This is a genomic window from Demequina sp. NBRC 110056 (assembly GCF_002090155.1).
Classification (GTDB): Bacteria; Actinomycetota; Actinomycetes; order Actinomycetales; family Demequinaceae; genus Demequina.
The window spans coordinates 610,957-627,575 of record NZ_BBRM01000002.1; the positions used below are offsets into that span (position 1 = coordinate 610,957).

Sequence of the window (16,619 nt, forward strand, 5' to 3'; positions counted from 1 at the left end):
GCCTACTGTCCCATCGCGTGCACGCCGCCGTCTACGTGGATCATCTCGCCCGTGGTCGCCGGGAACCAGTCGCTCAGCAGGGCGGTGACGGCCTTCGCGGTGGGCTCGGTCGCCTCGGAGTCCCAGCCCAGCGGCGCGCGCTCGGACCAGTTGCCCTCCATCTGGTCGAAGCCGGGGATGTGGCGGGCGGCGGTGGTCTTGATCGGGCCGGCCGACACCACGTTGCACCGGATCCCGTGGGGCCCGAGGTCGCGCGCGAGGTAGCGGTTGACGGCCTCGAAGGACGCCTTCGCGACGCCCATCCAGTCGTAGACGGGCCAGGCGAAGCGGCCGTCGAACGTGAGACCGACCACGGAGCCTCCGGCGCTCATGAGCGGCAGCGTCGCCTGGGCCAGGGCCTTGAGCGAGTACGCGGAGATGTGGATCGCCGTCGCGACGTCGTCCCACTCGCCCGTCATGAAGTTGCCGCCCATGACGGACTGGGGCGCGAAGCCGATCGAGTGGACCACGCCGTCGAGGTGCGGCACGTGCTCCTTCACCTGGTCCGCGAGCGCGTCGAGGTGCTCCGGGTTGGTGACGTCGAGCTCGACCACGGGCGCCTCGACCGGCAGCCGCCGGCCCATCGCCTGGGTGATCTTGAGCGTGCGACCGACGCCGGTGAGGACGACGGTCGCGCCCTGCTCCTGGCACAGCCGCGCCACGTCGAAGGCGATCGAGCCCTCGGTCAGGACTCCGGTCACGAGGACATTCTTGCCATCAAGCATTCCCATGGCTCGAAGCCTAGCGGGGCGTCCGCCGCCCCTCCCACCGCTAGGTGGTCGTGTCGCTAGTGGCCCATCCCGAGGCCGCCGTCGACCGGGATCACGGCCCCCGAGACGTAGCCGGCCTCGTCCGACGCGAGGTAGACGGCCGCCGCGGCGACCTCGTCGGCGCTGCCGAAGCGCTTAGCGGGGATGGTCGCCTCGTACTGCTTGACCGTGTCCTCGGCGAGCTCCGCGGTCATGTCGGTCGTGATGAAGCCCGGCGCGATGACGTTGGCGGTGATGCCGCGGGCACCGAGCTCGCGGGTGACGGACCGCGCCATGCCGACGAGCGCGGACTTCGACGACGAGTAGTTGACCTGGCCGGGGTTGCCCATGAGCCCCACGACGGAGCCCACGAGGATGATGCGACCGAAGCGCTGGCGGATCATCGACTGCGAGGCGCGGCGCACGCAGCGGAAGGTGCCGGTGAGGTTGGTCTCGAGGACGTCCGCGAAGTCCTCGTCCGACATGCGCATGAGCAGCCCGTCGCGCGTGATGCCGGCGTTCGCCACCAGGATCTCGACCCGGCCGTGGCGCTCCTCGAGGGCGTCGAACGCGGCGTTCACCGCGTCGGAGTCGGTGATGTCGGCGATCTCGCCGTCCACTCCGTCGGGCAGCGTGCCGCTGCGGTGCAGCGAGCTGACGGTGTAGCCGGCGGCGACGAAGCGCTCGGCGAGGGCGCGGCCGATGCCGCGGTTGGCTCCGGTGACGAGGACGTGGCGTGACATGAGGGCAACGGTAGTCCACCGTCCGCTCCCGACGGCGCCCGAGCGCGGTCCGTCGACGGCCGTCGACAGCGCGATGGTCACCGTTTCGTAACACCCTCAGAAGGGTGTCGGCAGCGGCAGAACTTGTTGGTACTGTGGCCCAGTCGAAACGTTTGGATACGCAATGGTGAGCATCCACCGTCGCACAAAGGGGAGTGACGAATGACCACGGACGACACGGCCGCGCGCACCGCTCGCGCACCACGGCGCCTGAGCAACGCTGGGCGCCTGAGCGCCCTCGGCGCCGTCGCGGCTCTCGCCCTCACCGCCTGCGCGGGTGGCGACGACGGCTACGTCGACGCCTACTTCGACAACGGCGACCCCATCTACGCCCCTCACAAGGTCGCGCTGTTCGACGAGGCGGGCACGCCCCGCTGCGAGCAGCCGATCGCGTGGCAGCGCGTCGAGACGCGCGGCCGCTCCTACACCTCCACCGGCGGGCTCGTCACCGCGTGGCTGTTCGAGGTCATGAACAACGAGACCAACCCCGACAGCGCCACGGACGAGCGCGAGAAGGGCAAGCTCGAGCGCGCGCTGGGCAGCACGGACCGCATGTACGAGTGGACCGACCCCGCGTTCGATGCCGAGAACGGCATCTCCTCCCCCGGCGACCTCGACGGGCTCAAGGCCGAGTGGCAGACCCACCTCGAGGGGCTCGGCACCGAGGCGGCGCTCGACCAGTACGCGCGTCCCGGCGACAGCTGGCTGGTGACGCCGACCGCGACCTACACGATCCGCCGCATCACCGACGTCGAGGGGTTCATCGAGGAGAACGACATCCCCACGACGTTCAACGGCCAGCGCAACGACTACGCCGGCGCCATGGACCGCGAGACGGGGATCGAGTACCTCATGGTGACGTCGCGCGAGACGGGTGAGGCCATCCTCATGACCGCCGACGACCGCCTCACCATCGAGGAGGGCTCGGAGCTCTTCAACGAGTACGAGATCGACCTGAGCGTGGGCTTCCCGGACGACCCTGAGGCCCGCCTGGTGCTCGCGAACGACCAGTGCCCCGCCATCGACGGCACCCAGGGCTCGCGATTCTGGGTCTACGAGTTCGAGATGCTCGAGTCCGTCGAGCAGGAGCCCGTCTCGCTGCTGTGACGCTGGACTGACCACGAGGGCCTGTCGCCGCTGCCGCGGTGGCAGGCCCTCGTGCGTGCCGCGACTAGCATCGGGGGGTGTCCAGCCGCCACCCGTCCATCCCGCGCATCGTCGCGACGATGGCGGTCGCTCTTGCCGTGAGCGCCGTCGCGGTGATGCTCGGCTTCTGGCAGCACGGTAGGCACGTGGATCGGGCCGATGCGCGGGCCGCCTTCGATGCGGCCGCGCAGGCCCCCGTGGGTCCCCTCGCGGAGGTCGTGCCGCCCTCGGCGGTCGACGAGCTGCCCCCGGGCGCCGAGTGGCGCACGGTGACGGCGACCGGCACCTTCGACCCCGAGTCGCTCACCGTGCTGCGGTCGCGCCCGGTCGACGGGACCCCGGCGTGGCAGTACCTCGCATGGCTCGACACCGACGACGGCCGGTCGCTTGAGGTGAGCCTCGGCTGGATCCCGCGGCCGGGACCCGAGGAGGACCCCGCCGTCCCGGAGCTCGACCCCGCCGAGACCGTCACGGTCACGGGCGTGCTGCGCTCCTGGGAGCCGGACGACGGCAAGGAGCCCACCGCATCGTCCGTCACCCGGATCACCCCGGCGCAGCTGCCCGAGCCCACGCACGATCCCGTGCCCGGCTACCTCATGGCTCGGGAGGTGTGCGGCTCGCACGGCTGCTCCCCCGCCGCCGTCGGCGAGCCCGTGCCGCTGCCCGAGCTCACGCTCGGACCGCACCTGTCGTACGCCTGGCAGTGGTGGCTGTTCGCGGCCATGGCGCCGGTCGGCGGCGTGCTGCTGCTGCGGCGCGACGCCCGGCTCCACGCCGAAGGTGCCGGGCCGGCGCCGGAGAGGTCCACGCCGCCCCCAGCCCGCGCATCGGCCCCCCGTCGGCGCCGCGAGCTGAGCGACGAGGAGATCGAGGACGCCCTCTAGCGGCTTCCTGCCCCTGCCCCACTCAGGTTCCAGGGTGGACGGAGGTCAGGCGAGCGAGATGAGGTCCTTGTAGGACTCGTTGTAGAGGTCCTCGACCGCGTCGGGCAGCAGCAGCACCCGCTCGGGCTCGAGCGCCTCGACGGCACCCTCGTCGTGCGTCACCAGGACGACGGCGCCCTCGTACGAGTGCAGGGCGTTGAGGATCTCGGCGCGCGAGGCCGGGTCCAGGTTGTTGGTGGGCTCGTCGAGCAGCAGCACGTTCGCCTGCGACACCACGAGGGTCGCGAGCGCGAGCCGCGTCTTCTCCCCGCCGGACAGCACGCGCGCGGGCTTGTCCGCGTCGTCGCCGCTGAACAGGAACGAGCCGAGTACGCCGCGCACGCCTGCGTCGTCGAGGTCGGGCGCCGCGTGACGCATGTTCTCCTGCACGGTCGCGTCGAGGTCGAGGGTGTCGTGCTCCTGGGCGTAGTAGCCGAGCTTCAGCCCGTGGCCCGCGTCGACGGTGCCCGTGTCCGCCTGCTCGACGCCTGACAGCAGCCGCAGCAACGTGGTCTTGCCTGCGCCGTTCAGGCCGAGCACGACGACCTTCGACCCGCGGTCGATCGCGAGGTCCACGTCCGTGAACACCTCGAGCGAGCCGTAGTTCTTGGACAGGCCCGAGGCGGTGAGCGGCGTCTTGCCGCACGCGGCCGGCGTCGGGAAGCGCAGCGCCGCGACCCTGTCGGACTGTCGCTCGCTCTCCGTCTCCGCGAGCATGCGCTCGGCGCGCTTGAGCATCTGCTGCGCCGCGACCGCCTTGGTCGCGGAGGCGCGCATCTTGTTGGCCTGGGCGACCAGGGCGGTCGCCTTCTTCTCGGCGTTGGCGCGCTCGCGGTGGCGGCGACGTTCGTCGTCCTCGCGCTGCTTGAGGTAGAGGTCCCAGCCGAGCGCGTACTGGTCGATCACGCCCCGGTTGGCGTCCAGGTGGAACACCTTGTTCACCACGGTGCGGATGAGGTCGACGTCGTGGGAGATGACGATGAGCCCGCCGCTGTACTGCGCGAGGAACGTGCGCAGCCACACGATCGAGTCCGCGTCGAGGTGGTTGGTCGGCTCGTCCAGCAGCAGCGTCTCCGCGTCGGAGAACAGGATCCGCGCGAGCTCGACGCGGCGGCGCTGGCCTCCGGACAGCGTGCCGAGCGGCTGGGCGAGGATGCGCTCGGACAGGCCCAGGTTGGCGGCGATGCGCTGCGCCTCGGACTCCGCGGCGTATCCGCCTGCGGCGCGGAAGCGCTCCTCGAGACGCGGGTAGCGCTCCATGGCCTTGTCGCGGGCGGCGTCGTCGTCGCCGGCCATGGCCTCCTCGGCCTCGCGCATCTTGCCCGCGAGCCCTCCGAGGTCGCGCACCTCGAGGATGCGGTGCACGGCGAGCTGCTCGAGGTCGCCCGTGCGTGGGTCCTGCGGCAGGTAGCCGATGCGACCCTTCTGGATCGCCTTGCCCGCTGAGGGCAGCCCTTCGCCCGCGAGGATGCGCGTGAGCGTGGTCTTCCCTGCGCCGTTGCGGCCGACGAGGCCGATGCGGTCGCCCGCGTTCACATGGAACGACGTGGGGTGCAGCAGCACCCGCGCGCCGATGCGCATCTCGAGCTCCTGGGCGGCGATCAACGAAATACCCCTCGCGTGATGACGTGGTTCTTGTACGGTCCCGACAATGTTCGCGCACCGACCCCGTCGGAGGCCGATGCGCGCTGGCGCCCGCCGGTAGCGTGAGCGCCGATCCATTGTCCCATCAGCAGGAGGACCTCGATGCGCCGTCACGTCAACGGGCCCACCATCGCCCTCGTCGCGGTCTTCGCGGCCTTCATCGCCGCCTCCACCGCGGTCCCGGAGGTGACTCTCGCCGGGGGCATCCCGCTCACGCTGCAGACCTTCGCCGTGGTGCTCGCGGGCCTGTGCCTGGGGCCGTGGCGCGGCTCGGCCGCGGTGCTGCTCTACCTCGTCGTCGGGCTCGCGGGTGCGCCCATCTTCGCCAACACGATGGGCGGCATCGGAGTCCTCGCCGGCGCGACGGGCGGCTACCTCGTGGGCATGGTGATCGCCGCGTGGGTCGTGGGCGCGCTCGCGGCCTGGAATCGCCGTCGCGGCACACTCAACGTGTGGACGCTCATCGCGTCCGGCCTCGTGTCGATCCCCGTCATCTACGCCGTGGGAGTGCCGTGGCTCGCGGTGCGCACGGGGCTGCCCGTGTGGCAGTCGGCCGAGGGCTGCACGTCCATCCTTGACACCTCCGACTCGTGTCTCACGGCGCTGAGCGTCGGGGTCATCCCCTTCCTGCCGGGCGACCTGATCAAGGTGGTCCTCGCCGCCGTCGTCGCGAGCATCATCCACCGGGCCTACCCCCAGCTGCTGCCGGGCCGCCGCGTGCCCGTGCCCTCGGACGTGGACCGCACGGAGGCCACGACCGCATAACCTTGACGCATGATCGAGTTCAAGGATGCGAGCGTCATCGCGCCCGATTCCGGTGTCCGCATCCTCGAGCCGACGTCGCTGACGCTCACCGAGCGCCACGTCTCCATCATCGGGGCCAATGGTGGCGGCAAGTCGACGCTGGTGCGGATGATCAACGGTCTGGTGCCGCCCACCGAGGGGTCGGTCGAGGTCGAGGGCCTCGACGTCGTCAAGCACGGGCCGCGCGTCAGGCGCCTGGTCGGCTTCCTCTTCACGGACCCGTCCGCGCAGCTCATCATGCCCACGGCGATCGAGGACGTGATGCTGTCCCTGCGTCGCACGATCGACAAGAAGGACGAGCGGGCTGAGGCCGCCCTCGCCGCGCTCGAGGAGATCGGGCTCGGCGAACGCGCCGAGGTCTCCGTCAACGCTCTGAGCGGCGGCCAGCGCCAGCTGCTCGCGCTCGCGGGCGTGCTCGCCGTGACCCCGTCGATCCTCATCGCGGACGAGCCGACCACGCTGCTCGACCTGCGGTGGCGGGCTCACGTCGGGTCGCTGCTGCGGTCGCTGCCTGTCCAGCTCATCGAGGTCACCCACGACCTCGACTCCGCGTCCCGAGCCGAGCGCACCATCGTCATCGACGACGGCTCGGTCGCGTTCGATGGCTCCCCGGTCGAGGCCGTCGCGTACTACCGCGACCTCATGTTCGGACGGGTGTCGCGCCGGGAGCGCTCATGATCTCGATGCTCGGGCTGTACCGGCCGCGCCAGACGCCGTTGCACGCGGCTCCGACGTGGTTCAAGGTGCTCGGGCTCATCGCCATCACGGTCACCACCGTCCTCATCGAGGACCCCGTCACGTCCGTCGGCATCATGTGCGCCTGCGTGCTGCTGCTGATCTCCACGGAGCCGCCGGCGAAGGCGACGCTCTACGCGATGATGGGCACCGTCGTGGTCGCGGCGCTGTCCGGCTCGCTGCACATGTGGCGCGGGGACTACGCACGCGCGATCGACATCGCCGCGGACCTCATCGGCGTCGTCGCTCTCGCGCTCGCGGTGACCTGCTCGACGTCCATGGCCGCGATGCTCGACTTCGTGTCCGCGGCGGCCCGGCCGATCCGGTTCCTCCTGCCGCCCGAGACCCTCGGACTCATGTTCGCGCTCATGCTGCGCGCGCTGCCCGAGGTCGCGCGCCTCTACCTCGAGTCGCGCATGGCGGCACGCGCGCGCGGCCTCGACCGCTCGATCCGCGCCGTCGTGTTCCCCACGACCACCCGCACCGTGGGGTTCGCCCTTCAGCTCGGCCAGGCCCTCCACGCCCGAGGGATCGCCGAGGAGGCCCGGATGTCGCGCAAGGACCGGCGCGCGGAGCGGGCCGAGGCGCAGCAGGCGACGGCGCAGGCGGAGTCCTCGGCGCTCGCGGCGCGCGGTCTCGCTCCGGACGCATCCGGCTCGAGCAGCGCCGATGCGCGCGCCGGCGCGGGTGCGGCCGCGGCGGCGGGAGTCACCACGGGCAGCGCCGATGCGCGTGCCACCTCGGGCGCGGCTGTCGGCGCCAGCGACGCGACCAGCCCGGCGTTCGGCGATGATGCCAAGCCCGGCTCGGAGGACGGCGCACGCGCGGCAGACGGAGCCAGCACGGACGTTGACACTCAGAGCGACGGCCAGAGCGACTCGCCGAGCCACGGCGAGAGCGAGGTCGCGGCGCCGAGCCGCTGGGGCCGCCGAGCGCGCCGCCAGCAGCGCTCGCAGCAGGCAACTGACCACGCTCCGGCAGGCCAGGTCTCCGCTCCCGACGCCGATGGCGCCGATGCCACCGCCTCGGACCGCGACCCGGCCGCGCCCGGTGCACCGTCCAGCGAACGGCACGACCTCAGCCGCGACGAGGCGTTCGACATCCTCATCAACGGCGGCGCGCGGCGCGATCGGAACGCCTGATACCAGCGCGGTCGCGGGACGCGGCGGCTAGGCTGGCTCGCAGATCCGCTCACGCTGGGAGGCGTGCATGACGCAGCCTGACATCGCCACGGAGCCCGCCGGGCACTCGCGTCGCCCGCTGTCCGCGCCGGTGCTCACGGCGATGGTCGTCGGCACCATGGTCGGGGCCGGCGTCTACTCCCTACCGTCCTCGTTCGCCGCCTCGACCGGGGTGTACGGGGCTCTCGTCGCGTGGGCGGTGGCCGGCGGCGGCATGCTCGCCCTCGCGTTCGTGTTCCAGCGCCTGGCCACGGCCCGCCCCGATCTCGACTCGGGCATCTTCGCGTACGCGAAGGCGGGGTTCGGCGACTACGTGGGCTTCCTGTCCGGGTTCGGGTACTGGACGAGCGCGTGCGTCGCGAACGTCACGTACTGGGTGCTCATCGCCTCGACCGTCGGCACCATCGCGCCCGTCTTCGGCGAGGGCGACACGGTCGCCGCGCTCGTGCTGGGCACGGCCGGCATCTGGACCTTCCACCTCATCATCCAGCGCGGGGTGCGCCGCGCGACCCTGATCAACGGGATCGCGACGGTCGCGAAGCTCGTGCCGCTCGCGCTGTTCATCGTCGTCATCGCCTTCAGCGGGTTCTCGTGGGACACGTTCACGGACAACCTCGCCGGCGACCCGAGCCTGGGGTCGCTCGGCGACCAGGTGCGGTCGACCATGCTCGTCACGGTGTTCGTGTTCATCGGCATCGAGGGCGCGAGCGTCTACTCGCGGTGGGCCAAGCGGCGCGAGGACGTGGGTCGCGCGACCGTCATGGGGTTCCTGTCGGTGCTCGCGATCTTCGTCGCGGTGACGATGCTGAGCTACGGGGTCCTTCCGCGTGCCGAGCTCGCCGAGCTGCGCCAGCCGTCCGCCGCCGGAGTCCTCGAGGCGGCGGTCGGCACGTGGGGTGCCTGGGCCATCGGCATCGGCCTGATCGTGTCGGTGCTCGGCGCCTACCTGGCATGGTCGCTGCTCGCGGTCGAGTCGCTGTTCATGACCGCGCGCAGCGGCGACGCGCCGCGCTTCCTGGACCACACGAGCGCCCGCTCGGTTCCCACCCGCGCGCTGCTCGCGACGTCGCTGGTCACGCAGCTGTTCCTGCTCGTCGCGCTCACCGCCGAGAGCGCTTTCGACTTCTCGCTCGAGCTCACGAGCGCGCTCGCGATCCTGCCGTACCTGCTCACCGCGGGCTTCGGCCTCAAGGTCGCGCTCGGCGACCGCCGCCTCGCGGGCCCGCTCGCTGCCGCCGCGGTCGCCACGGTCTACGCGATCTACCTCGTGTACGCGATGGGCACCACCTACGTGCTGCTCGCGCTCATCATCTACGCGCCAGCATCGGCGATCTACGCCTACGCGCGCCGCGAGCGAGGCAAGCGCGTCTTCACCGCCGCGGAGGCGATCCTGTGCGCCCTCGCGACCGCCGGCGCGGTGCTGGGCGTGGTCGCCCTCGTGGCCGGCTGGGTGTCGCTCTAATCCGTCGCGTCGTCGAGCATCGCGACCAGCGCGAGCGTCGTGGTCCAGGAGCGAATCGTCATGTCGGCGTACATGGGCGTGCCGACGACCTTGGACATCCTGCTCTTGGTGCGCTCGGCGCTGAGGCGTTGGAAGTAGACGGCTCCCTCCCCAGCCCACGCCGTGTCCACGCCCTCGCGGATGCCGAACGCGGCGAGCGCATCGGCGCTGCTCACCCCGGGGCGCAGGAAGGCGACGTCGCTGTGGAACGTGTCGGGGGCCTCGCCGAAGCCCTCGGGTGCGTCGTGCACCGCGGTGCGCAGCGCATCGGCGGTCAGCGCCACGACCACCGTGTCGACGTCGAACTCCTCGGCGAGGGCGCGCTCGACGGCGGTCGCGACCGTCGCCGGCGCCCGCCGCGGGGCGCCTAGCAGCACGTTGCCCGACTGGATGTAGGTGCGCACGCCGGCGTAGCCGCGCTCCTCGAGGGCCTCGCGGAGGCGCGCCATCGGCACGGGGCGGCGTCCGCCCACGTTGATGCCGCGGATCAGCGCGACGTGCGTGGCGCCGGCCACGGCTCGCTCAGATGTTGAAGCCGAGGGCGCGCAGCTGCTCGCGGCCGTCGTCGGTGATCTTGTCCGGGCCCCACGGCGGCATCCACACCCAGTTGATGCGGAAGCCGTCGACGATCCCGTCGAGCGCCTGGCCCGTCTGATCCTCGATGACGTCGGTCAGCGGGCAGGCCGCGGACGTGAGCGTCATGTCGATGACGGCGTGCTGGTTCTCGTCGAGCGCGACGCCGTACACGAGGCCCAGGTCGACGACGTTGATCCCGAGCTCGGGGTCGATGACGTCGCGCAGGGCCTCCTCGACGTCGGCCGCGTTCGACGGGGCGGTGGTCTCGGTCATGACTCGTCCTTTCGTGCCTGGATGAGCGCGTCCTTGAACGCCATCCATCCCAGCATGGCGCACTTGATGCGCGCCGGGTACTTGCCCACTCCGACGAACGCCGTGGCGTCGCCGAGCAGGTCCTCCTTGTCGTCGTCCAGTCCCTCGCCCTTGGCCTGCATGAGGTCACGGAACGCGTCCATCGCGGACTCCGCCTCCGCGAGCGTGTGGTCCTCGACCAGGTCGTGCAGCACGGACACCGACGCCTGCGAGATCGAGCAGCCCTGGCCCTCCCAGGACACCGACGCGACACGATCGCCGTCGAGCCCGACCCGAAGCGTGACCTCGTCGCCGCACGTGGTGTTGACCTGGTGCGACTGCCCCACCTGGATCAGGCCGGGGTCGGTCAGTCCGCGACCGTGCGCCTCGCGGGCGTGGTCCATGATGACCTGCTGGTACATCTGCTCAAGGCTGCTCATGCGCTCACTCCGAAGAAGCTCGGGACGGTCGCGAGCGCCTCGACGAAGGCGCGGGCGTCATCCTGGGTCGTGTACACGTGGCCGCTCGCGCGGGTCGATCCGGTGACGCCGAGGCGCCGGTGCAGCGGCTGGCCGCAGTGGTGGCCCACTCGCGCGGCGATGCCGCGGTCGTCGAGCACCTGACCCACGTCGTGCGGGTGGACGCCGTCGACCGCCACGGCCGCGAGGCCGATGACGTCCGTGGCACCCGAGTCCCACGCCGGGCCGAGCAGGCGCACGCCCGGGATGTCGGCGACGCCCTCGCGAAGGATGGCCGCGAGCTCGCGCTCGTGCGCCGCGACGGCGTCCATGCCCAGGGCGGACAGGTAGCGCGCCGCGGCGGCCATGCCCACCGCCTGGGCGACGGGCTGGGTCCCCGGCTCGTGGCGCATCGGCGCCTCCTGCCAGGAGGTGGTCTCCATCGTGACGGTCTTGACCGCTCCCCCGCCGAACACCGCAGGCGGCAGCGCGTCGAGCAGGGCCTTGCGGCCGAACAGCGCGCCGATGCCGGTGGGACCGAGCATCTTGTGCCCGCTGAACGCCATGAAGTCCACGTCGAGAGCGGCGACGTCGACCGGCAGGTGCGGCACGGACTGGCACCCGTCGAGCACCGTGAGCGCGCCGACCTCCTTGGCCCGGGCCACCAGCGTCTCCACGGGGCTGATGACGCCCGTGATGTTCGACGCGTGGGTGAAGGCGAGCACGCGGGTGCGCTCGGTCACCACGGTGTCGAGCCGATCGAGGTCGAGCCTGCCATCGTCGTCCACCGGGATCCACCGCAGGGTGGCGCCCGTGCGGACGGCGAGCTGCTGCCACGGCACGAGGTTCGCGTGGTGCTCGGCCTCGGTGACGCAGATCTCGTCGCCGGGCCCGATGCGGAACGCAGCCGACTCCTCTCCGCCGATGCCGGCGGAGGCGTTGCCGATCGCGCCGGCCACGAGGTTGAGCGCCGCGGTGGCGTTCTCGGTCCACACGATCTCGTCGGCACGCGCGCCCACGAAGGCGGCGACCTCGGCGCGCGCCGCCTCGAACAGGCCGGTGGCCTCCTCGGCGAGCAGGTGCGCGCCGCGCGCGACGGCTCCGTTGTGACGCTCGTTGAACTCGCGCTCGGCGTCGAGCACCGCGCGCGGCTTCTGAGCGGTCGCCCCCGAATCCAGGTACACGAGCGGCTTCCCATTCCTGACCGTGCGGGTCAGGAGCGGGAAGTCGTCACGCACGTCGGGGAAGGTCACGAAGAGCTCCGGGATGCCTACGCGTCCACCAGGAAGCGGTCGTAGCCCTCGGCCTCGAGACGCTCGGCGAGCTCGGGGCCGCCCTGCTCCGCGACGCGGCCGTTCACGAAGACGTGGACGTAGTCGGGCTTGATGTAGTTCAGGATGCGCGTGTAGTGGGTGATGAGCATGACGCCCAGGCCCGTGTTCTCGGCGACGCGGTTGACGCCCTCGGAGACGATGCGCAGCGCGTCGACGTCGAGGCCGGAGTCGGTCTCGTCGAGGATCGCGATCTTGGGCTGCAGGAGCTCCATCTGGAGGATCTCGTGGCGCTTCTTCTCGCCGCCCGAGAAGCCCTCGTTGACGTTGCGCTCGGCGAACGACGGGTCCATGCGCAGGTTCTCCATCGAGACCTTCACGTCCTTGACCCAGGTGCGCAGCTTGGGGGCCTCGCCATCGAGCGCGGTCTTGGCGGTGCGCAGGAAGTTCGAGACCGACACGCCGGGGACCTCGACCGGGTACTGCATCGCGAGGAACAGGCCCGCCTTGGCGCGCTCGTCGACGCTCATCTCGAGGACGTTCTCGCCGTCGAGCAGCACCTCGCCCTCGGTGATCTGGTACTTGGGGTGGCCCGCGATCGAGTAGGCCAGCGTGGACTTGCCGGAGCCGTTGGGCCCCATGATGGCGTGCGTCTCACCGGAGTTGATGGTGAGGTCCACGCCCTTCAGGATCTGCTTGGTGCCCTCGGGGGTCTCCACGGAGGCGTGGAGGTTCTTGATCTCGAGAGTGCTCATGGTTGTTACCTCTTTCGGAAGTTCAGGTCAGGAAGTCTTGGGGTTGTCCACGTCGACGAGCACGCGCTCGCCGTCGATGCGGACGGGATAGGTCGCCACGGGGGTCATGGCGGGCAGCTCGTCGGGCACGCCGGTGCGCACGTCGAAGCGGGAGCCGTGGGCCCAGCACTCGATGTGGCAGCCCTCGACATCACCCTCGGCGAGGGGGACCTCGCCGTGCGTGCACATGCCGCCGATGGCGTAGTAGTCGCCGTCGTCGGAACGCACGATCGCCACGGGGGTGTCGGAGCCGTCGGCAAGCGTGAGGTCGGCCTGGAGCGCCGTGCCCGGCGCCAGGTCGCTCACGCTGCACGCGAGCTGCTCGCTCACGCCTCGTCCTCCACCAGCTCGTCCTCGAAGTGCTCGAGCTCGAGGTCGATCTCACGCATGAGACCCTCCTCGACCTCCGGCACGCCGATCTGGTGGATCAGGTCGGCGAAGAAGCCGCGGACCACGAGCTTGCGGGCCTTGTCCTCGGGGATGCCGCGCGAGCGCAGGTAGAACATCTGCTCGTCGTCGAAGCGACCCGTCGCGGACGCGTGTCCTGCGCCCTCGATCTCGCCGGTCTCGATCTCCAGGTTGGGGACGGAGTCGGCGCGCGCGCCGTCGGTGAGGACCAGGTTGCGGTTGAGCTCGTAGGTGTCGGTGCCCTCGGCCTCGGCACGGATCAGCACGTCGCCGATCCACACCGAGCGAGCCGTCTTGCCCGCCAGCGCGCCCTTGTACGCCACGTTCGAGTGGCACTTGGGGGCGTTGTGGTCGATGAAGGTGCGGTGCTCGAGGTGCTGGCCCGAGTCCGAGTAGTACAGGCCCAGCAGCTCAGCGGAGCCACCCGTGCCCTCGTACTCCGCGGTGACGGCGAGGCGCACGGCCTTGCCTCCGAGCGAGACCGCCACGTGCTTGTACGTCGCGTCGCGCCCCACACGGGCGTGGTGGGTGCCGGCGTGGACGGCGTCGTCGTCCCACTGCTGGATCGAGACGACCTTGAGCTGCGCGCCGTCGGCCGTGACGACCTCGACGTTGCCGGCGTGGGCACCGGTGCCGCGGTGCTCGAGGATGACCGTCGCCTCGGCGAACTGGCCGGCCTCGAGGACGATGTGCGACCGCGAGGTGGCGTGGCCCGTGACCGCGATGCGGATGGGCTCCGCGACCTGGGTGTTCGCCGGCACCTTGACGTGCAGGGCGTCGACCGAACCGGCCGACGCGATCGCCGCGATGCGGTCCTCGGGGACCAGCACGGTGCCGCGCGGACCCTCGCCGATGGCGAGCGAGCCTACGGTCACGCCCTCGGGCGCGGTGACGTCGACGGACGCGCCATCAGCGGGCGCCTCGGCCTGGTCGAGGACGGGGGCGAGGTCGCGCAGAGCCGAGAACCGGTACTCCTCGTCACGGGGGCCAGGCATCTCGAACGCGTCCACGTCGAACGACGTGAAGCGCTCGCCGCGCGAGCCCTCGGGGATGACGACGCCGTGGCTGTGCGCGGCGTCTGCGGTGGCCTGCGAGTGATCGGTGGTGGTCAACCGACACTTCCTTCCATCTGAAGCTCGATGAGGCGGTTGAGCTCGAGCGCGTACTCCATGGGCAGCTCGCGCGCGATGGGCTCGACGAACCCGCGCACGATCATGGCCATCGCCTCGGTCTCCTCCATGCCTCGGGACATGAGGTAGAACAGCTGGTCCTCGGACACCTTCGAGACGGTCGCCTCGTGGCCCATGTGCACGTCGTCCTCGCGGACGTCGACGTACGGGTACGTGTCGGAGCGGCTGATCTGGTCGACGAGCAGCGCGTCGCACAGCACGTTCGACTTGGAGTTCTTGGCGCCCTCGAGGACCTGCACGAGGCCGCGGTACGAGGTGCGGCCGCCGCCACGGGCGACGGACTTCGAGATGATCGAGCTCGACGTGTTGGGAGCCGCGTGGACCATCTTGGCGCCAGCGTCCTGGTGCTGGCCCTCACCCGCGAAGGCGATCGACAGCGTCTCGCCGCGCGCGTGCTCGCCGAGCATGAAGATCGCCGGGTACTTCATGGTGACCTTCGAGCCGATGTTGCCGTCGACCCACTCCATGGTGGCACCCTCGGCGGCCGTGGCGCGCTTGGTGACGAGGTTGTACACGTTGTTCGACCAGTTCTGGATGGTCGTGTAGCGCACGCGGGCGTTCTTCTTGACGATGATCTCGACGACCGCGGAGTGCAGCGAGTCGGACGAGTAGATGGGCGCGGTGCAGCCCTCGACGTAGTGCACGTACGAGCCCTCGTCGGCGATGATCAGCGTGCGCTCGAACTGGCCCATGTTCTCCGTGTTGATGCGGAAGTAGGCCTGCAGCGGGATCTCGACGTGGACGCCCGGCGGGACGTAAACGAACGAGCCACCCGACCACACGGCGGTGTTGAGCGCAGCGAACTTGTTGTCGCCGGCCGGGATCACCGTGCCGAAGTACTGCTCGAACAGCTCCGGGTGCTCCTTGAGCGCGGTGTCCGTGTCGAGGAAGATGACGCCCTGCTCCTCGAGGTCCTCGCGGATCTGGTGGTAGACCACCTCGGACTCGTACTGAGCCGCGACGCCCGCGACGAGGCGCTGCTTCTCCGCCTCCGGGATGCCCAGCTTGTCGTACGTCGCCTTGATGTCCTCGGGCAGGTCCTCCCAGCTGGTGGCCTGCTTCTCCGTGGAGCGGACGAAGTACTTGATGTTGTCGAAGTCGATGCCGGTGAGGTCGGACCCCCAGTGCGGCATGGGCTTCTTGTCGAACAGGCGCAGACCCTTGAGTCGCTGGTTCAGCATCCACTCCGGCTCGCTCTTGAGCGCGGAGATGTTGCGGACCACGGCCTCGGACAGGCCGCGCTGCGCGATCGCGCCCGCGTCGTCGGAGTCGTGCCAGCCATACTCGTAGCCGCCGATCGACGCGATGATCTCCTCATCGGTCTGAGTGGGGGCGTTGTCGGTGGGGGTGCTCATGGTCATCCTTCCTTGGCGGTCACCGCGGTGACCGGGATGGTCGTGGTGCACACGTGGGCTCCGCCTGCCAGGGTCGACAGGCGCTGGACATGGACGTCGAGGACGCGGGAGAACGCGCGCGTCTCCGCCTCGCACCACTCGGGTGCCTCCTCGGCGATGGACTGCACGGGGCAATGCCCCTGGCACAGCTGGACGGTGAAGCCTCCGGGTCCGGGTCGCACGGAGGTCGCGTAGCCCTGCTCGGCAAGCGATCGGGACAGCGCCTCGACGCGCTCCTCCATTGTCGCATCCGCGGGGACCGCGGCGCGCAACGTCTCCTCGAGCTCAGCGAGCTTGCCGTCGACGAACTCGCTCAGGTTGCCGTGCTCGCGCATGAAGGACACCGCGTCGACGGCGACCGACGAGTAGGCGGTCGTGAGGGAGCGCTGTCCCTCGGTGGTGGCGACATAGGACTTCGCGGGGCGTCCCCGGCCGCGCACGTGGGTGCCGGGCTGCTCGTGCTCGGTGATGAGCGCATCGTCCGCGAGCGCGGACAGGTGCCGACGCACGCCCGCAGGGGTGACGCCGAGCTCCGCCGCGAGGGTCGCGGCGGTGATGGGACCGGCGGAGGCGATGAGCCCCAGCACGCGGTCACGAGTGGTGTCAGTTCCCACGGTTCGCTCCTCACGCACGGCTGTCCTGTGAACGTGTCTCCAGGGGTGCACTCTTAGGAACGATTGTCGTGCCGAAAATAGTTCCTCGCAAGCAAGGGAAGCCTTACCGAACCGTTGCG

Annotated in this window: 18 protein-coding genes; 6 read left to right on the forward strand and 12 right to left on the reverse strand. The window is 70.7% G+C overall.

Features of this window, described 5'->3' with window-relative positions; translation table 11 throughout:
* Positions 1–2 precede the first annotated feature (2 nt).
* Positions 3–770, reverse strand: coding sequence for an enoyl-ACP reductase FabI (fabI, locus tag B7K25_RS02845; protein WP_084104009.1), 768 nt, complete (start codon positions 768–770; stop codon positions 3–5).
* 56 nt (positions 771–826) lie between these two features.
* A complete protein-coding gene (gene fabG, locus B7K25_RS02850; RefSeq protein ID WP_084104514.1) occupies positions 827–1,531 on the reverse strand; it encodes a 3-oxoacyl-ACP reductase FabG in 705 nt (234 codons plus the stop codon).
* Between the two features lie 201 nt (positions 1,532–1,732).
* On the opposite strand from fabG, the gene B7K25_RS02855 reads away from it, so the two are divergent.
* Positions 1,733–2,677: a hypothetical protein gene (locus B7K25_RS02855; protein WP_084104011.1), complete on the forward strand. Its 945-nt coding sequence runs from the start codon at positions 1,733–1,735 to the stop codon at positions 2,675–2,677.
* A 77-nt stretch (positions 2,678–2,754) separates the two neighbouring features.
* The gene (locus B7K25_RS02860) at positions 2,755–3,600 is read left to right on the forward strand and encodes an SURF1 family protein (RefSeq protein ID WP_084104013.1); all 846 of its coding nucleotides are present in this window, start codon (positions 2,755–2,757) and stop codon (positions 3,598–3,600) included.
* A gap of 45 nt (positions 3,601–3,645) precedes the next feature.
* Here B7K25_RS02860 and B7K25_RS02865 read toward each other — a convergent pair whose 3' ends face one another.
* Entirely contained in the window at positions 3,646–5,244 is a 1,599-nt protein-coding gene (locus tag B7K25_RS02865) for an ABC-F family ATP-binding cassette domain-containing protein (protein ID WP_084104015.1), read from the reverse strand.
* Between the two features lie 141 nt (positions 5,245–5,385).
* On the opposite strand from B7K25_RS02865, the gene B7K25_RS02870 reads away from it, so the two are divergent.
* The 4 genes from B7K25_RS02870 (at position 5,386) to B7K25_RS02885 (ending at position 9,465) form a co-directional block, all read left to right on the forward strand.
* Positions 5,386–6,048, forward strand: a complete 663-nt coding sequence (locus B7K25_RS02870; protein WP_084104017.1) for a biotin transporter BioY — start codon at positions 5,386–5,388, stop codon at positions 6,046–6,048.
* 9 nt (positions 6,049–6,057) lie between these two features.
* The gene (locus B7K25_RS02875; protein ID WP_084104019.1) at positions 6,058–6,765 is read left to right on the forward strand and encodes an energy-coupling factor ABC transporter ATP-binding protein; all 708 of its coding nucleotides are present in this window, start codon (positions 6,058–6,060) and stop codon (positions 6,763–6,765) included.
* On the forward strand, positions 6,762–7,964 hold the full coding sequence (locus B7K25_RS02880; RefSeq protein WP_084104021.1) for an energy-coupling factor transporter transmembrane protein EcfT: 1,203 nt from the start codon (positions 6,762–6,764) through the stop codon (positions 7,962–7,964). Before B7K25_RS02875 ends, B7K25_RS02880 begins: the two co-directional genes overlap by 4 nt.
* Positions 7,965–8,031: 67 nt before the next feature.
* Positions 8,032–9,465 carry a basic amino acid/polyamine antiporter gene (locus tag B7K25_RS02885; RefSeq protein WP_084104023.1) on the forward strand — a complete coding sequence of 478 codons (1,434 nt, stop codon included), beginning with the start codon at positions 8,032–8,034 and terminating at the stop codon, positions 9,463–9,465.
* On the opposite strand, the gene B7K25_RS02890 is transcribed toward B7K25_RS02885, so the two are convergent.
* Genes B7K25_RS02890 through B7K25_RS02930 form a run of 9 tightly spaced genes read right to left on the reverse strand, consistent with a single transcriptional unit; the run spans position 9,462 to position 16,500 of the window.
* The gene (locus B7K25_RS02890; RefSeq protein ID WP_084104025.1) at positions 9,462–10,019 is read right to left on the reverse strand and encodes a DUF1697 domain-containing protein; all 558 of its coding nucleotides are present in this window, start codon (positions 10,017–10,019) and stop codon (positions 9,462–9,464) included. The genes B7K25_RS02885 and B7K25_RS02890 overlap by 4 nt on opposite strands.
* Positions 10,020–10,026: 7 nt before the next feature.
* Positions 10,027–10,353: a metal-sulfur cluster assembly factor gene (locus B7K25_RS02895; protein ID WP_084104027.1), complete on the reverse strand. Its 327-nt coding sequence runs from the start codon at positions 10,351–10,353 to the stop codon at positions 10,027–10,029.
* Positions 10,350–10,811: a Fe-S cluster assembly sulfur transfer protein SufU gene (gene sufU, locus B7K25_RS02900; RefSeq protein WP_084104029.1), complete on the reverse strand. Its 462-nt coding sequence runs from the start codon at positions 10,809–10,811 to the stop codon at positions 10,350–10,352. The genes B7K25_RS02895 and sufU overlap by 4 nt, the downstream gene beginning before the upstream one ends.
* Positions 10,808–12,082, reverse strand: coding sequence for a SufS family cysteine desulfurase (locus tag B7K25_RS02905; RefSeq protein ID WP_234988049.1), 1,275 nt, complete (start codon positions 12,080–12,082; stop codon positions 10,808–10,810). The genes sufU and B7K25_RS02905 overlap by 4 nt, the downstream gene beginning before the upstream one ends.
* Before the next feature lie 17 nt (positions 12,083–12,099).
* The gene (gene sufC / locus B7K25_RS02910; protein WP_084104033.1) at positions 12,100–12,855 is read right to left on the reverse strand and encodes a Fe-S cluster assembly ATPase SufC; all 756 of its coding nucleotides are present in this window, start codon (positions 12,853–12,855) and stop codon (positions 12,100–12,102) included.
* 27 nt (positions 12,856–12,882) lie between these two features.
* Positions 12,883–13,224, reverse strand: a complete 342-nt coding sequence (locus B7K25_RS02915) for a non-heme iron oxygenase ferredoxin subunit (RefSeq protein WP_084104035.1) — start codon at positions 13,222–13,224, stop codon at positions 12,883–12,885.
* Complete coding sequence (gene sufD / locus B7K25_RS02920) at positions 13,221–14,414, reverse strand: Fe-S cluster assembly protein SufD (protein ID WP_234988050.1); 1,194 nt, start codon at positions 14,412–14,414, stop codon at positions 13,221–13,223. The genes B7K25_RS02915 and sufD overlap by 4 nt, the downstream gene beginning before the upstream one ends.
* Positions 14,411–15,847: a Fe-S cluster assembly protein SufB gene (sufB, locus tag B7K25_RS02925; RefSeq protein ID WP_084104037.1), complete on the reverse strand. Its 1,437-nt coding sequence runs from the start codon at positions 15,845–15,847 to the stop codon at positions 14,411–14,413. The genes sufD and sufB overlap by 4 nt, the downstream gene beginning before the upstream one ends.
* A 2-nt stretch (positions 15,848–15,849) precedes the next feature.
* On the reverse strand, positions 15,850–16,500 hold the full coding sequence (locus tag B7K25_RS02930; protein ID WP_234988051.1) for a metalloregulator ArsR/SmtB family transcription factor: 651 nt from the start codon (positions 16,498–16,500) through the stop codon (positions 15,850–15,852).
* Positions 16,501–16,619 lie beyond the last annotated feature (119 nt).

Bases quoted from the DNA above. Each gene is read 5' to 3' on its own strand.
- fabI (WP_084104009.1), bottom strand. From the start codon at position 770: ATGGGAATGCTTGATGGCAAGAATGTCCTCGTGACCGGAGTCCTGACC.
- fabG (WP_084104514.1), bottom strand. From the start codon at position 1,531: ATGTCACGCCACGTCCTCGTCACCGGAGCCAACCGCGGCATCGGCCGC.
- B7K25_RS02855 (WP_084104011.1), top strand. From the start codon at position 1,733: ATGACCACGGACGACACGGCCGCGCGCACCGCTCGCGCACCACGGCGC.
- B7K25_RS02870 (WP_084104017.1), top strand. From the start codon at position 5,386: ATGCGCCGTCACGTCAACGGGCCCACCATCGCCCTCGTCGCGGTCTTC.
- B7K25_RS02875 (WP_084104019.1), top strand. From the start codon at position 6,058: ATGATCGAGTTCAAGGATGCGAGCGTCATCGCGCCCGATTCCGGTGTC.
- B7K25_RS02880 (WP_084104021.1), top strand. From the start codon at position 6,762: ATGATCTCGATGCTCGGGCTGTACCGGCCGCGCCAGACGCCGTTGCAC.
- B7K25_RS02885 (WP_084104023.1), top strand. From the start codon at position 8,032: ATGACGCAGCCTGACATCGCCACGGAGCCCGCCGGGCACTCGCGTCGC.
- B7K25_RS02895 (WP_084104027.1), bottom strand. From the start codon at position 10,353: ATGACCGAGACCACCGCCCCGTCGAACGCGGCCGACGTCGAGGAGGCC.
- sufU (WP_084104029.1), bottom strand. From the start codon at position 10,811: ATGAGCAGCCTTGAGCAGATGTACCAGCAGGTCATCATGGACCACGCC.
- sufC (WP_084104033.1), bottom strand. From the start codon at position 12,855: ATGAGCACTCTCGAGATCAAGAACCTCCACGCCTCCGTGGAGACCCCC.
- sufB (WP_084104037.1), bottom strand. From the start codon at position 15,847: ATGAGCACCCCCACCGACAACGCCCCCACTCAGACCGATGAGGAGATC.